We start from the raw sequence: 14,275 nt of genomic DNA on the forward strand, positions 1-14,275 counted from the left end.
TTTTTCTATTAAAACGTATACGACTGATTTTTATGGTCACATGTTGAAAACCTATTCCTTTTTCTGGGTCAATACTAAAATCTATGGTTGACCAGCCAATGTATTGATAACGCTTGGTCAGCGCTACGGACCTTCGCCCAACTTATGTAGGGATTGCTGACCAGCTTGCAGCTATCAGCTGAAGTCGGGATGCCGCTTCCATGGCTTAGCTTTCCGCGGACGAACGGTCAAGCCTCCTCGCGCAAAACCAGCGCTGCGGGGGCTTGACGTTTTTCCGCTGGAGTCTCGTCATTGCAGTGTCATCCCTCCGTACATTGCCAGAAGTGCAAGGTTTTTTTGCTTATATGGGGCAGTCTTTTTCCGTTATTAAGCAGTCCCTATGTAGGTGAAAAAGTTGATTTATACTTTCTGGCTCTTCGTCAAAATCTATGGTTGATATAAGTGAATAATTATGGTATTTACACTAGCTAGCGGAGGAAAAACACGGAGACTCCTGTGGGAAAGCGCAGGGCGAAGACCCCGCAGAAAAAAGCGAACGTCTTTTTTCGAGGAGGCTGAGCTTGGGGCCCACGGAAAGCGTAGTGTTTTTCCGTAGCGTTTATCATCAATTACACCTATTTGTCAACCATAGGTTTTAGTGTTGACCCTACTTTCTTACCCACCAAAAAAACTGGCATGTTATCGCTAGCAAATGATTCATTTTACTTGGAACGGCCAGCAAAAAGTCAATAAACGATAACAACGATTGGATATGATCCTCGGAGAAGTTCTTTATTTAGGATCAACTCGAACAATCGGCGCTTGAATAGATAACGGCGATCGACATCTTTTTTGCTTTTTAACATGTATTTGCCAGCCAGGACAACGAAGGCAAATGGATTGTTCGACTGTAGTAACTTTTCCTCGTAAGGATATCACTCAGAATAGCATATCTCGCATATGAAAACAAGAGTTCGTCATGGATGGGAAACGATATTTTCAAAACCAATATGTAAGAGATTCATCTTTCCAAGAAAGATACCCCTACTATGGGACGTCCCTGACGAAAAAAACGCAGCGTAATATACATGATGCGTGGACTCATCTTCTCAAAGGGATGCTCGTTTCGTTGTTGAGCCTCTTTCCCCACCTCCCCCCTATAACATATATAATGCCACTCGCGAAAAAAAGACACTCCATATTAAAATGGAATGTCTGCAATGCTAGTTATTTTTTTCGAAGTAGAGAATAGCTGCTTTCGCTAATGTCTTCGCTCCAATAATCATGGCCTCTTCATCAATATCAAATTGATCATGATGATAGGGGTAGATAATGCCTTTTTCTTTATTGGCTGATCCCGTAAAGAAATAGGAACCAGGAACTGTGTTGAGAAAATGGGAAAAATCTTCTCCTCCCATTTGCGGTGGCATCTCCTTGACATGCTCTTTTCCAACGACAGCTTTTCCACCTTCAACAATTATATCAGTCTCTTCATGGTGGTTCCATGTCACCGGATGCCCTTCTTGATAATCTAGCCGATACGTTCCCTCCCCGGCTTCTGCAACAGCGGCAGTGATTCTTTCCACGTTAAGAATTATCTTTTCTCTTACTTCTTTAGAAAATGTTCGTATCGTTCCTTTTAAAGTAACAGAATCCGCAATAACATTGGCTCCTTCGCCACCGTGAATGGAGCCTATGCTGATCACAGCGGATTTTAATGGATCGACTTTACGACTAACAATCGTTTGTAACTGATTCACGAGCTGAGACGCCATAACAACAGCATCGTTCGTCTGATGAGGAAAAGCTCCGTGCCCCCCTTGTCCAATCACTTCAATTTCAAAGCGGTCGGAAAACGCCATAATATAACCATGACGATAAATCACATCCCCAACAGGATAGGCATTCTCCATATGGGTGGCAAAGACTGCATCGACACCTTCAAGCGCCCCGTCTTCAACCATATCCTTCGCCCCACCAGGGACAACTTCTTCAGCGTGTTGATGAAGAAATACAATGTTTCCAGCTAATTCATGTTTCCTTTCACTAAATGCTTTGGCTAGGCCTAGCGCAATCGCTGTATGGGCATCATGACCACAAGCATGCATCACACCCGGATTTTTCGATTTATATGGAACATCGTTTTTTTCACTTATCGGCAATGCATCAAAATCGGCTCGAAGGCCTACCGTCTTCCCTGGTTTATCTCCTCTGAGGATCCCAACAACTCCCCGTCCACCGACGTTTGTTTTCACCTCTAATCCTAACTTTCTCAAGTAGTCGGTGATGATTTCCGGTGTTCGAACTTCTTTGCGGGAAAGTTCGGGATACATATGCAGATCACGACGGATCTCTATCATCTCATCTCTTAACGCTTCAATTCTTGAAAAAAAACTCGCGTCCACTGCTTCGTCCTCCTAACATTAAAATAGCCTCTCGGCATTCGCCAAGGCTGGCGCGGCAAGGGATTCCTTGTCGCACCCATTTTGCTATCCTCCTACCTTCGGTAGGAGATTTTTATCTTTTCAATTTTAAATCCAGTCATGTGAATCACGAAAATTTCTTTTATAATTGGGTCTGTAAGCCCTTGACTTTTTCAAATCACCCTCATAATCGCCGGTGAAGGGAATGTATTTTCCTTTACTACGATTTTTGGGGGTTTTCTTTTGAAACCAACGGTTTTTCCTCATGACACGTATCAAACCTTTGTCCTTGAACAACTTCAGGAACACTACGGACGCTCCATTATCCATTTGAGTCAGGATTGGCCGCTCATCCTCAAATGTTGGCAAGCCGACCTTTCAGGCATTACCGGCCAACTGATGGAGCAGTATGCGGATCAAGGGCCAGAACCCCGCGATCCGGCTTCCATGTTGCGTTCCTATCTCGTCTTTTTGTTCACAAATCCCGGCATCGGGATCACCCAATGGATCAACGAAATGAAACGCACACCTATTTACGCGATCTTGAGCGGCTTTTCTCCTGATGATATCCCCGGGGTTGGCACGTTCTATGAGTTTATCGAGCGCCTCTGGCCCGAGGCGACCAAAAACTTAAAACCCAAGAAGCAAAAACCGAAAAAGAACAAGAAGAAGGGCCAAAAAGGAAAGAAAGGCCAAAAAGCCAATTACAAACCGGGTAAAGTCGAACGCTTCGCACGATGGTCGGAACGCCATATGGACATCGTCAAACCATTGCCCGGCGACCCACTTTTTCAGTTTTTCGAACAGAATATCTTAAAGGTTTCTGCGGACCTAGGCCTGATCGGAGATCCTGATGCGCTCAGTGTCGCCGGGGATGGTACGCCTGTTGTCACGCAAGCTTACCGGCGAAGCAAACCGACCTGTGATTGTCGCGCGAACGGGATTTATGGCTGCCATCATCATCGCATCTATTCCCAGCCGGATTGTGACGGTGGATGGGACAGCTCCCGTGAGAAGTACTTTAACGGCTATCATCTCTATATGTTAGCGGCCGCGGACAGCCCGCATGACCTGCCATTGTATCCACGTCTGCATCCGGCATCCCGGCATGATGCCGTCAGTTTGGTCGCGAGCGCGGTTGAATTCAACCAACGCTACACCTTGGGATCCGTGAATCGTATGCTTCTCGATGCCGCTCATGACGCCGAGGCTATCTATGAGCTCTTGGATAAGCAAGGTACCGAGCCTTTCATCGATTTGAACAACAGAAGCAAAAAGAATATCGAAACGAACAGTGATATTCAGATTTCACCCGAGGGCATTCCCATCTGCCCCAACGGTCGTGAAATGAAACCAAATGGCTTCGACAAATCCCAGAATCGCAGGAAGTGGCGCTGCACGCCATCCTGCGGGTGTTCGGACGCGACATACGGCCGGACCTATCACACGAAATCAAGTGACAACCTGCGTTTGTTTCCCAAAACGCCACGCGATTCTCAAGCGTGGAAAGACATCTACAAACGCCGCACTTCAAGCGAACGGACAAACAAACGCGAGAAGAATGATTATCAACTGGAAGCCGGTCGACACCGATCAACGATGATGTGGTACATGCGTATTTATGGCATTATGATCTGCCAACACATAGACGCCTGGTATGAAAGCCAAAAAGACGACTGGAACCAGCTCAAAACGACTATCTGCCCTGCCGCTGCTTAAGTTTTAAAAAACGACATCCAAAATTCTGCACGTATGCCCTTTTTTGAAAATGGTTTTCATTTCCATATGCTTCAAACCATTTTAGGCCTATTGTCTATCCGTTTCTTGCCTCGAACCACCCCCGTCGCCTTCTAATTCCGAGAGGCTATTAAAATAAGCACGCTAGCCGATTCTCTTTTTTGATTTCTTTTCCAATCTTCCTAGCAAAAGATCAGAGATAATGGCAATGCCGGCAGCAGGAATAGCGCCTGCGTAAATACGCACATCATCTCGTGCGTTAATACCAGAGACAATCTCTCGCCCCAATCCATCTCCCCCAACAAAGGGGGCAATGGACGCAACACCGATCGCTATAACGGCTGCCACTCGCAAACCTGCAGTCATAAATGGGAGAGCGAGAGGAATCTGGACCTTGCGCAATAACTGTAACCCTGTCATTCCAATTCCCCGACCTGCTTCGATAATGCTTGGATCAACTTCTTTTACGCCAACATACGTGTTACGGATAATAGGTAACAATGAGTAAAGGAATAAACCGGCCACAACTGTGTAAAAGCCTAACCCAAAATAAAGCATAATAATCGCGAGCAAAGCGATACTTGGGATGTTTTGAATGATGTTTGCTAATGACAGAATAAAAGGGGCAATCCGCTCTTGGGTCGCACATAACAACCCTAATGGAATTCCTACAATTAAAGCCAGGATTAGTCCTAAACCAACCATCAACATATGATCAATGGTAAGATCTAATAATAAGTCCCAGTTTTGGGCTATATAGATAAATGCCTCGACAATATTTCCTAAGAAGTCCATTCGTTTAACCACCTTATGGTATTAATCTAACCATCCATTTTTTTCTAACCATTCATACGCGACCTCTTCCTCGCTGCGACCTTCCAGGTCGACTTCATAGATTAACTCTGTCATCGTTTCCGTATCTATTGAATCTTGTAGTTCCTGCAGGATCTCATCGACCTCAGGGTATTCCTCCACCATGTCATTATTGGCTACAAATGCCCCTTCAAAAGACGGGAAAAAATCCTTGTTATCCTCTAAGGTTTTCATATTTAATTCAATAATTTGTGGGTCAACTGAATGTCCGGTAACCACATCCAATTCATCATTTTCGACTGCTTCATACATCAAACGAACATTCATGCCTCTTTCATCATTGAATGAGAAATCATAGGTTTCCTGAAAATCACGATAACCATCGCCTTCACGCTCGAGCCAGGTGTTGTCGGTTCCTAAATTAAGTTGATCAGCGTAAGCTTCTAAATCTTCGATTTGTTCAGGATTATGCTCGTTAGCAACATTTTCATTAACAGCAAGAACATAATTGTTCGTATATCCAATCTTGTCATACCATGTAAAGTTAAAATGTTCTTCAAACCCTTCTTGTGCTTGACGAAATGTTTCTTCAGCATCGGTTGTGAATTCAACTCCGTCAAAGTGATTGTTGTAAACCTCCCCTGAATATAACGTTGCTATATCAAATTCACCTTGCTCAAGTGAGGTAATGACTTGCGGGCTGGCATTAATATCCTTTGTAATTTCAACGTTATACTCCGTACGATCCTCTACGATCCCTTCAACGATATGAGCCAAAATCTTCGGGTCTGTATATTGTTGCGTCCCAAAGTTAATCGTATCGTCATTTTCGCCACATGCACTGAGTAGAAGGCCGGAAAGGATGGGGAGTGATAAAGCAATTTGTTTTTTCATCGTTGATTAGCTCCTTTTTTTTAATAAATGATTTTTTTCTCAACTTTGCTCATAATAAAATCGACGATAAGTGCTAAAATTACAGCAAGAATGGTCCCAGTGAAAATGTAGTAGGCGTCATTCATACTCAAGCCGGACATAACAAGACCACCAAGGCCTCCGGCCCCAATGACTGCAGCAATCGTTGTCCAGCTAATGACGTAAACAGTTGTCATTCGTAATCCTGACATGATATAGGGGAAAGCAATTTTAAATTCAATCTTCCATAATTGTTGAAATGAGTTATAGCCCATCCCCTTTGCAGACTCCTTGATGTCTTCACTGACCGACTGCATACCGGCATAAGTATTACGCAACAAAGGCAGTAATGAAAATAGAAAGAGCGCAACAATGGCCGGTGGCATCCCTATGCCTAATAATGGAACAAACAATGCTAATAAAGCTATGGTCGGAATTGTTTGGAAGATATTCGCGATATTAAAAATGCTATTTTTAAAGGTGTCTGATGTGATCCGTGTTAACAAAATGCCAACTGGGATTGCAATCATTGCCCCAATGATAACGGATATAAACGAGATGAAAATATGCTCTAAAAAATACGTAATGATAGTATTAGCACGAGCTTGTAAAAAATCTACGTAACTATTTTCCACTCGCTATTCTCCTTTCCCAAAGTCAAGGGTTTGTAGATAATTGAATACATGTTGATAGGTAAGCATCCCTATAACTCGGTTTTCTTCCATGACCGGTGACTCGTTGATCTTTTCGCTGTTCATAAATTGCAGCGCATCCTTTAGTGACGTTCGTTTTTTGATTTGTGACTTAAACGGTTGTACAGCATTTACTAGTTTTGCTTCATCCTTTTCTTTCATAAGCTGATAAATATCAACATAACCTTTAAGTACGTTCTCGTTATCAACAACGAAAAGACGATCAGTTTTTCTATCCCTCATCATCTCCAAGGCTTGTTGAAGGTCGGAATGATTAAACAGCGTTTCATCACATTTAGTCATTAAGTCTTCTACTCTTACCTGTTTTCTTGCTTTGTTTAAACGATGCTCACCAATAAAATCAATCGCAAAATCACTAACTGGATCACTAAGCAGTTCATTAGGCGTGCCCTTTTGTTCGACTTCCCCGTCTCGCATCAGAATAATTTGATCCCCTATTTTTAAAGCCTCATCAATATCATGCGTAACGAACACAATCGTTTTATTGATCTCTTTTTGCAAACGTACCAGTTCGTCTTGCAATTGTTCACGACTGATTGGATCAAGTGCACTAAACGGTTCGTCCATCAAGATAACAGGCGGCTCTGCGGCAAGTGCACGTATAACGCCAATCCGCTGTTGTTGTCCCCCGCTCAGCTCGGAGGGATAGCGATGCTTAAACGTATCCGGGTCAAGATGGACAAGATGTAATAGTTCATTAACCCGTTTTTCAATTTTGTCATTATCCCACTTAAGCAATCTCGGTACAGAAGCTACGTTTTCTTTAATTGTCATATGAGGGAATAGACCGACATGCTGAATGACGTATCCTGTTTCTCGTCGGAGTGTGACAGGATCTATGGATGAGATGTCTTTTCCATCCACCAAAATTGTTCCGTCCGAAGGTTCTATTAATCGATTGAGCAATTTCATCGTTGTCGTTTTCCCACATCCACTTGGGCCAATCAGCACATTCAATTGACCTTGCTCGAAGTGAAGATTAATGTTTTTTAAGGCTTGAAAACCATCCGCGTAGGTTTTTTTGATGTTTTCCAATCTAATCATCTCTTCTTTAACACATCCTTATCTAGAATCATTTCAGGCACGAATCATCAACAATACTTCAATGATACATAAGGAAAACCAGTTCAAGCGGCTACGCTAAATATTTTAAACATATCGTTTCAGTTATTACAAAACGAATAAACGGTCAATTTCGTGTGTAATTTATATACAGTTTTTACTGTATGTTCTTTACATACTTTTATCTAAGTATATCTCGTTAATACACGCTTTTTTTAATTTGCTTTATTTATGGCAATGCACTTAAACTAAATACAAGTAAACTAATCTATAAATAATTCAATCTTCCCCGAATTTAGCAGTTCCTTTGACGCGAAAACATCAATATTAGGAGGGGTTTTAAATATTTACTTCGAGTTCAAAACTTTCTAGAAAAGAACTGGGCTCTTCACCAAAATCTATGGTTGATATAAGCGGATAATTATGATAGTAACACTAGCCTAACGGAGGAAAAACACGGAGACTCCTGTGGGAAAGCGCAGGGCGAAGACCCCGCAGAAAAAAGCGAACTTCTTTTTTTGAGGAGGTTGAGCTCGTGGCCCACGGAAAGTGTCGTGTTTTTCCGTAGCAATTATCATCAAGTATACCTATTTGTCAACCATATGAATTGGATTTACTACTTGGTGAACACCGTATACTAATAAGGAGGATATGATGAGTGTAGATAATCGTTTGAAACAGCTTAGACAACGATCGATTGAAAGAACCGCTAACAATATGGAATTGTACGGTTTTTCATCAACTGTAGGGCGTCTAATGGGCGTTATGTACCATCACGGCGAACCAATGACACTTGATGATATGAAAGATGAGCTAAATATGAGTAAGACAAGAATGAGTACAGCTATTCGTACTCTGCTTGATGCGGACATGGCGGAAAAATCATTTCATAAAGCTGGACGTAAAGATGTTTTTGCAATCGAACAAGATTATTACCTTGGATTTATTAAATTATTTTGTTCAAATTGGAGAAGAGCAGTTACAAATAATACACTTTCTGTACAAAAAACCGTAGATGAGCTAGAGGAAATCACTGCTTTGAAGGAAATAAGCAATGAAACGAGGGAAGAGGCAGAAGATCTTCTGCGAAAGAATTATGAAGCCATTAACTACTATGATTGGTTAGACCGCTTGTTAGAAGCTTTTGAAACCAATAAAATATTTGACTACGTCCCTTTGAAAGAGGAAGATTAATCACCCAAATGAGCTCAAAGACTGGGTGCACCCTTTAGAAAAAAATCTTTTCTTTTCTTATACTATCATTCAAACAATTTATATTTTCGGATAGTGAAAAAGAACCCACTGGCGCCAATCGTGCCGGGGGGTTCCACGGGTTTATTCCGCAAAAACGCTCGATTCAGGGATAACAAACTGAATGTAATCGGTTGATGATTTGAGGTATTTTACCTAATCTATGCCATACTCATTAATTAACTGTTGAGATGGCTTATCTTTCCAAACATATCCTCGATTATTAAGTGATTACATTGATCAAATGGCAATTCTATTGCTCCAAAATAAGTTATAACTAACCTTGGAATAATGTCTAAGGTGACGATAAGGCATTAAACGGCACATCAACTTAATTAGGGATTGCTGAACAACTTGCAGCTATCAGCTGAAGCCGGGATGCCGCTTCCATGGCTTCGCTTTCCGCGGACGAACGGTCAATCCTCCTCGCGCAAAATCGGTGCTGCGGGGGCTTGACGCGTCCGTTTTTCCGCTGGAGTCTCGCCATTGCAGCACCGTCCCTCCGTACGTTGTCAGAAGTGCAAGGGTTTTTTTGTTTATAGGATGGATTTCCTTGCATCCAGCTTCGACAACACCAACGGAAAATGCTTGTGTGCCAGTCTTTTTCCGCTATTCAGCAGTCCCTAATTACATTAATCTCCCTTCATATTAGGTTCATACCGTGTCCGGTTTATCTTTTTATTAACTGACGTCCCCCAAAACTGATGCGTTTAATTTCTTGGTCGATATATATCCCTTCAATGTACGTTTCTTGACCGTGAAATTGAACGGTCATTTGCTGGGGTCCGACTGATCGTGCAGGGAGTTCCATTCCATAACTGACAACGACGAGTTGTTCATCTTGCTCTTTAATTTCCACGTTGTTCCCTTCTTTGCTTACGTAATTCCCTTGTAACAATTGGCGTTCTTCATTACTCCATTCGTAATCTTCATATTGAAGGTAGTTCTCATTCGGATCTCTTTCACTCGCCAAATTTAATCCACCCATCAAAATCGGATTGGCAGGTGCTCCTGCAATATTTGTTAAACACACGCCTTTGATCCCTTTCTTAGGCAGAATGGCAAAAGATGCAGATACACCTTTGATCCCTCCACTATGTTCAATGAGTGTCGTTCCATAATAATCTGGAGAAACCATCCATCCGTAACCGTAGTAAACGCCGGGTTGCATTTGAATATGAGGGAATATCATGGCATTGATGCTTTCCTGTGTTAGGACCGTTGGGTGATCATTCGAAAAAAGCTCCCCGTAACGTAGCATGTCATCAGCTGTTGATTTGACGTAGCCAGCTGCATACATTGCCGGAGCATCCCACCAAAGAGAAGAAGCAGCAATCTCAACTTCATCACCACTCGGTTCGGTTGTATAAAGGAGTGTCACTTCGTTTTGGTCTTTGATCTCTTCGGGGGAAAAGAAGGTATTGTTCATCCCCAATGGATTAAAAAGATGTTCTTTCATATATTCAGTGTAATTCCGGCCACTCACACGTTCAATAATGATGCCAAGAAGCGCATAGGCATCGTTGGAATAACTCATGTATTGGCCCGGTTCACCCAAAAGTTTGTAATCTTGTTCGGCAAGAAAAGTGAACAAATCCTCATTTGTGTCGATTGCGGTCTGCTCGTCATCCCACTCCATTCCCATCGCCTTAAATTGCTCAATTGAACCTTCCATTTCCATGCTGTTTTTATTAGCGTAGAAAAGCGTTGGTAGGGGTGGTATGCCGGAAGAATGGGTCATGAAATGATGGATCGTCATTTGTTTTGTCTTCGCTTCATCCGGGGTTTTGAACTCCAGAAGATAAGTGAGGACGGAGTCATGGACAGAAAGCTTTCCGGCTTCTTGTAATTGTAAGATGGCGACACAGGTCATCGATTTTGTAATACTCCCAATTCCAAAAACCGTTTGACTAGTAACGGAAAGTTTTTGTTCGCCATCACGATAGCCAAATCCTCTTTCATACATGTCGGTACCATTTTTATGAATCGCTATCATAGTGCCAGGGATCTTATGCTGTTCAATTTGTTCGTTTGCAAATGCCTCAAATTTATTTTTGTCCATTTCTGTTCCCCCAATTTTTTGTCAAATTCTCATTTTTCAATGATATAACATCACGCAACGTAAGGTTCAAGTGTTAAATGCATTTAAGATCCAATTATAAAATCACCACGTTTCATGACCTTATTAGAGATAAGCAAGGCTTTTTCTACACTATCTTGCTTTCAAATGATCATTTAGCGTATTTCAGACTTAGTTAGTCTCTTTATTCAGGATTAATTTCTTTCCAGTCTGGCTCTTTTTTAACGAAAAGTTTTAGTGTCACAATTGCCAATGAAAACGGAATGATTCCCAAAATAACGATTTCCATGAGAGCGGGTGTTGTAGATGTTAATTCTTGATTATAGGGATTTCCAAACATCTGCTGCATCGTTTGAAAAGCTAAATGAAAACCGACCGCACTCCATACGTTTTCAGTGATAACACGAATCATACCTATGACAATTCCGATTGCTAAAAAAAATACGATTCGGTCAACACTTGGTGCAGCTCCGATGATTAGAGCAAACAATACAAATAATCCGCTCTGAGTTAAGACTGCCTTCCACTTAGAAAGAGCATTATTCAAGTTACGATAAAAATATCCACGAAAAATGAGTTCTTCCGGTAATGCCTCGAACATAAATACAAGAAACAACAGCACTATAACAGCAACTAACAACTCCCCAAAGGAAGCTTGAACATTTATATTAGTCCAACCAAATATGACAAAAATGATCATACCTAGCAATGCTGGTACAAGGTAGCTAATACCTCCAAAGACAAAAGGTTTCCATCCCTCTTTGAATGAAGTAAGCCTCAAACTCATCCAGGATCGTTTATCAAGATACTTGCGTGCAACAATAACCATAGGAAGTACTAAACTAAATATGAGTAATGCGGATATTATATGAGCCGTACGATCATATTCTCCCTCAGCTCCTACCCAGGAATTAACATCCCCGGATACCCACCAAATGATCGACGCTGCCAAGAAAACAATCAGTATTCTCCAAATAAGTGACAAACGTTGAATATCCATATCTACACATCCCGTCTTATTCTCAACCCTTTTTGATGAAGTAACATTCTTGCTAAGTTATTACCCACTCATCAAAAGGATTTCTATGTAGTATGAATTAAATAGGGATTGCTGAACAACTTGCAGTTATCAGCTGAAGCCGGGATGCCGCTTCCATGGCTTCGCTTTCCGCGGACGAACGGTCAAGCCTCCTCGCGCAAAACCTGCGCTGCGGGGGCTTGACGCGTCCGTTTTTCCGCTGGAGTCTCGCCATTGCAGCACCATCCCTCCGTACGTTGCTAGAAGTGCAAGGGTTTTTTGCTTATAGGATGGATTTCCTTGCATCCAGTTTTGACAACACCAACGGAAAATACTTATGTGCCAGTCTTTTTCCGTTATTCAGCAGTCCCTAAGTATGCTCCTTAATAAAAATTCGACACATGTATAGAATTTGCAGGGTATATGTTCGAATAAAGCAAAAATAGCCCTACCCTCCATTTTAAAAGTTTTATTCTAACAGGGATTTTTTGGCCGAGTTGATGGATAATCATATGTATCTCTATACTTTTTGCGCTCCAAAGTAAAATCCCGCCACTGTTTATCAGAATGATTATTCTCAGCATAATGAACAACTAGTCACATTTACGTTCAAACAAATCAGTTAATTCAGCCCCATTTTTATAGCTTTTTAAGATTCAAATAGCCCAATGAGACAAAGTTTTTGTTTAAGCTCTAATCATCAATGCCCCCCTTCAAATTTGTCTGTTGGCCTAGCTATCCTAATTTGAGCTGCTGTGAAGTCGCTAAATACCATATAGTAACCAATTTTCTGATTTAGGTTAAAGATCATCGTTGTTCAAAAATCTGGTCTGATTCTGAAAAGCGCATTCTTATTCAATATACGCTCAAATAATTTTTTCACATCTTGCATTTTACTTCTCACAAGATAACGACCAATTTAAAGCCAATAAATCCAAATTTTCTTCTGTAATAGTTCCATTGCTTTCCCCACAAGTACTTTTAGCTGCTGTAAAACCGTTGTAGCTAGAAGTAATGCTGATAGTTATAATAGCCATAACCATTAACATTAACCCAATCATCCAATTTCTTATCCTTTTTGTTCTCAATGGATCTGACCCCCTTGACCTAACCTGCTACGTTAATTTATATCTCAACTTCCGTTTATTTTAACATAACTATTTATTATCACCAGTGATGCTTACTTTTCTCTCGCGCTCCGATAAAGTAAAAGGACAATCATTTAGGTGCCCATGCATTAAGTTGCTCTAGTGAATAATCTCGTGCGTTTATAGAATGTACTGTTTCATAAAAAAGCGAAACAATCTGATTAACATCGTCACTTTGAAAACCTCGAATTTTGATTATCCTATGCTCCCTTCTACCATTTCAAATATTATTTCAATTAGATCGCCCGGTTTTCAAGGAGAGGCGAAACCCCTGTTATTACACAATCGCACTTCGTTTGCTTTGGATTTAAATCACCCCACCACCTAACAATGTTTACCCACGGCGGGCTAAATCTAATGCGTTACTGTTTTCAACGTTTATCTGTTACTATCAGCTAATATAAATCTATATCGATTCATACATGTTTCACAATATCCATCATCATTTGCCTCACTATTGCAATGGCCCACCAAACTTATATCTGGTGTATACACACAATTCCATATAAATTCTATGCTTAAAGCCTTTCATCTTTGAAAAACGTTCCTTTTTTCGTTCAAACTCTGTAAAACCTAATTTTTTATATAATCGATAAGCAACCTCATTCGTATCCACAACTTCGAGAATATAACGATAATAATTCTCATTTGCTAATACGTAACGCATCAGAGCAGTTGAAACACCTTTACTTCTCGCTTTAACTGTGGTGGCAACACATTCAATATAACCTGTCTCGTCTTGGTATGACAATTTTTTATTAAACTCATCTTTCATAAAATGATAAGCCATGCTCCCTTTTACATAGCCAAATGAGTTTCTCAATATTGTTTTATCAATCGTCAATGCTCGATTCTTGTTATTGGAACAAGCCAGAATGCCTACAATTTCATCTTCTAAAGTGGCAATGAAAAAAACATCAGGACTAATCATTTTCTGAAACGCTTCAACTAACTTTTCTCGATTATTTGAGAGAAACGCCAAATCTTTCTCGTATCCATCAACAAAAACGGCTGCAACCTCACGTGATACATCATGTTTTAACTCTCTCATTGGTCTTACACTAATTTCATATCTTTTCATTTAAATTCCTCCTTGTTAATTAACTGACCGTACGGTTTATTAACATGTGTTTAAAAAC

At 41.0% G+C, this 14,275-nt stretch carries 13 protein-coding genes and 1 pseudogene; 2 read left to right on the forward strand and 12 right to left on the reverse strand.

Features of this window, described 5'->3' with window-relative positions:
- Positions 1–1,202: 1,202 nt before the first annotated feature.
- On the reverse strand, positions 1,203–2,384 hold the full coding sequence (locus HUG20_RS09780; protein ID WP_246476373.1) for a M20 family metallopeptidase: 1,182 nt from the start codon (positions 2,382–2,384) through the stop codon (positions 1,203–1,205).
- A 261-nt stretch (positions 2,385–2,645) separates the two neighbouring features.
- Between HUG20_RS09780 and HUG20_RS09785 the strand changes: the two genes are divergently transcribed.
- A complete protein-coding gene (locus HUG20_RS09785) occupies positions 2,646–4,121 on the forward strand; it encodes a transposase (protein ID WP_200084121.1) in 1,476 nt (491 codons plus the stop codon).
- Positions 4,122–4,283: 162 nt separating this feature from the next.
- On the opposite strand, the gene HUG20_RS09790 is transcribed toward HUG20_RS09785, so the two are convergent.
- The 4 genes from HUG20_RS09790 to HUG20_RS09805 are packed head-to-tail and all read right to left on the reverse strand — an operon-like array spanning position 4,284 to position 7,621.
- Positions 4,284–4,934 carry an ABC transporter permease gene (locus HUG20_RS09790; protein WP_200084128.1) on the reverse strand — a complete coding sequence of 217 codons (651 nt, stop codon included), beginning with the start codon at positions 4,932–4,934 and terminating at the stop codon, positions 4,284–4,286.
- 21 nt (positions 4,935–4,955) lie between these two features.
- Entirely contained in the window at positions 4,956–5,846 is an 891-nt protein-coding gene (locus HUG20_RS09795) for a glycine betaine ABC transporter substrate-binding protein (protein ID WP_200084136.1), read from the reverse strand.
- A gap of 20 nt (positions 5,847–5,866) precedes the next feature.
- Positions 5,867–6,499, reverse strand: a complete 633-nt coding sequence (locus tag HUG20_RS09800; RefSeq protein WP_246476374.1) for an ABC transporter permease — start codon at positions 6,497–6,499, stop codon at positions 5,867–5,869.
- A gap of 3 nt (positions 6,500–6,502) precedes the next feature.
- Positions 6,503–7,621: an ABC transporter ATP-binding protein gene (locus HUG20_RS09805; RefSeq protein WP_200084139.1), complete on the reverse strand. Its 1,119-nt coding sequence runs from the start codon at positions 7,619–7,621 to the stop codon at positions 6,503–6,505.
- Between the two features lie 672 nt (positions 7,622–8,293).
- Between HUG20_RS09805 and HUG20_RS09810 the strand changes: the two genes are divergently transcribed.
- Entirely contained in the window at positions 8,294–8,833 is a 540-nt protein-coding gene (locus tag HUG20_RS09810) for a GbsR/MarR family transcriptional regulator (RefSeq protein ID WP_200084141.1), read from the forward strand.
- Positions 8,834–9,253: 420 nt separating this feature from the next.
- On the opposite strand, the gene HUG20_RS19490 is transcribed toward HUG20_RS09810, so the two are convergent.
- From HUG20_RS19490 to HUG20_RS09835, 7 genes and pseudogenes are all read right to left on the reverse strand, one after another.
- Positions 9,254–9,385 carry a hypothetical protein gene (locus tag HUG20_RS19490; protein WP_281392386.1) on the reverse strand — a complete coding sequence of 44 codons (132 nt, stop codon included), beginning with the start codon at positions 9,383–9,385 and terminating at the stop codon, positions 9,254–9,256.
- Positions 9,386–9,560: 175 nt separating this feature from the next.
- Positions 9,561–10,952 carry a serine hydrolase domain-containing protein gene (locus HUG20_RS09815; RefSeq protein ID WP_200084143.1) on the reverse strand — a complete coding sequence of 464 codons (1,392 nt, stop codon included), beginning with the start codon at positions 10,950–10,952 and terminating at the stop codon, positions 9,561–9,563.
- A gap of 202 nt (positions 10,953–11,154) precedes the next feature.
- Positions 11,155–11,970, reverse strand: a complete 816-nt coding sequence (locus HUG20_RS09820) for a CPBP family intramembrane glutamic endopeptidase (RefSeq protein WP_200084150.1) — start codon at positions 11,968–11,970, stop codon at positions 11,155–11,157.
- A 129-nt stretch (positions 11,971–12,099) separates the two neighbouring features.
- Positions 12,100–12,294, reverse strand: coding sequence for a hypothetical protein (locus tag HUG20_RS09825; RefSeq protein ID WP_200084152.1), 195 nt, complete (start codon positions 12,292–12,294; stop codon positions 12,100–12,102).
- Positions 12,295–12,881: 587 nt separating this feature from the next.
- Complete coding sequence (locus HUG20_RS09830; protein WP_200084154.1) at positions 12,882–13,076, reverse strand: hypothetical protein; 195 nt, start codon at positions 13,074–13,076, stop codon at positions 12,882–12,884.
- Between the two features lie 133 nt (positions 13,077–13,209).
- Positions 13,210–13,332, reverse strand: a pseudogene (locus HUG20_RS19795) (GNAT family N-acetyltransferase); the annotation flags it as partial.
- A gap of 258 nt (positions 13,333–13,590) precedes the next feature.
- The gene (locus HUG20_RS09835; RefSeq protein ID WP_200084156.1) at positions 13,591–14,217 is read right to left on the reverse strand and encodes a GNAT family N-acetyltransferase; all 627 of its coding nucleotides are present in this window, start codon (positions 14,215–14,217) and stop codon (positions 13,591–13,593) included.
- Positions 14,218–14,275: the final 58 nt, after the last annotated feature.

This window comes from Salicibibacter cibi (assembly GCF_016495865.1).
Lineage (GTDB): Bacteria > Bacillota > Bacilli > Bacillales > Marinococcaceae > Salicibibacter > Salicibibacter cibi.

Excerpts from the sequence above, each read along its gene's own strand:
- HUG20_RS09790 (WP_200084128.1), bottom strand. The coding sequence starts at position 4,934 with ATGGACTTCTTAGGAAATATTGTCGAGGCATTTATCTATATAGCCCAA.
- HUG20_RS09795 (WP_200084136.1), bottom strand. The coding sequence starts at position 5,846 with ATGAAAAAACAAATTGCTTTATCACTCCCCATCCTTTCCGGCCTTCTA.
- HUG20_RS09805 (WP_200084139.1), bottom strand. The coding sequence starts at position 7,621 with ATGATTAGATTGGAAAACATCAAAAAAACCTACGCGGATGGTTTTCAA.
- HUG20_RS09810 (WP_200084141.1), top strand. The coding sequence starts at position 8,294 with ATGAGTGTAGATAATCGTTTGAAACAGCTTAGACAACGATCGATTGAA.
- HUG20_RS09815 (WP_200084143.1), bottom strand. The coding sequence starts at position 10,952 with ATGGACAAAAATAAATTTGAGGCATTTGCAAACGAACAAATTGAACAG.
- HUG20_RS09820 (WP_200084150.1), bottom strand. The coding sequence starts at position 11,970 with ATGGATATTCAACGTTTGTCACTTATTTGGAGAATACTGATTGTTTTC.
- HUG20_RS09825 (WP_200084152.1), bottom strand. The coding sequence starts at position 12,294 with ATGCAAGGAAATCCATCCTATAAGCAAAAAACCCTTGCACTTCTAGCA.
- HUG20_RS09835 (WP_200084156.1), bottom strand. The coding sequence starts at position 14,217 with ATGAAAAGATATGAAATTAGTGTAAGACCAATGAGAGAGTTAAAACAT.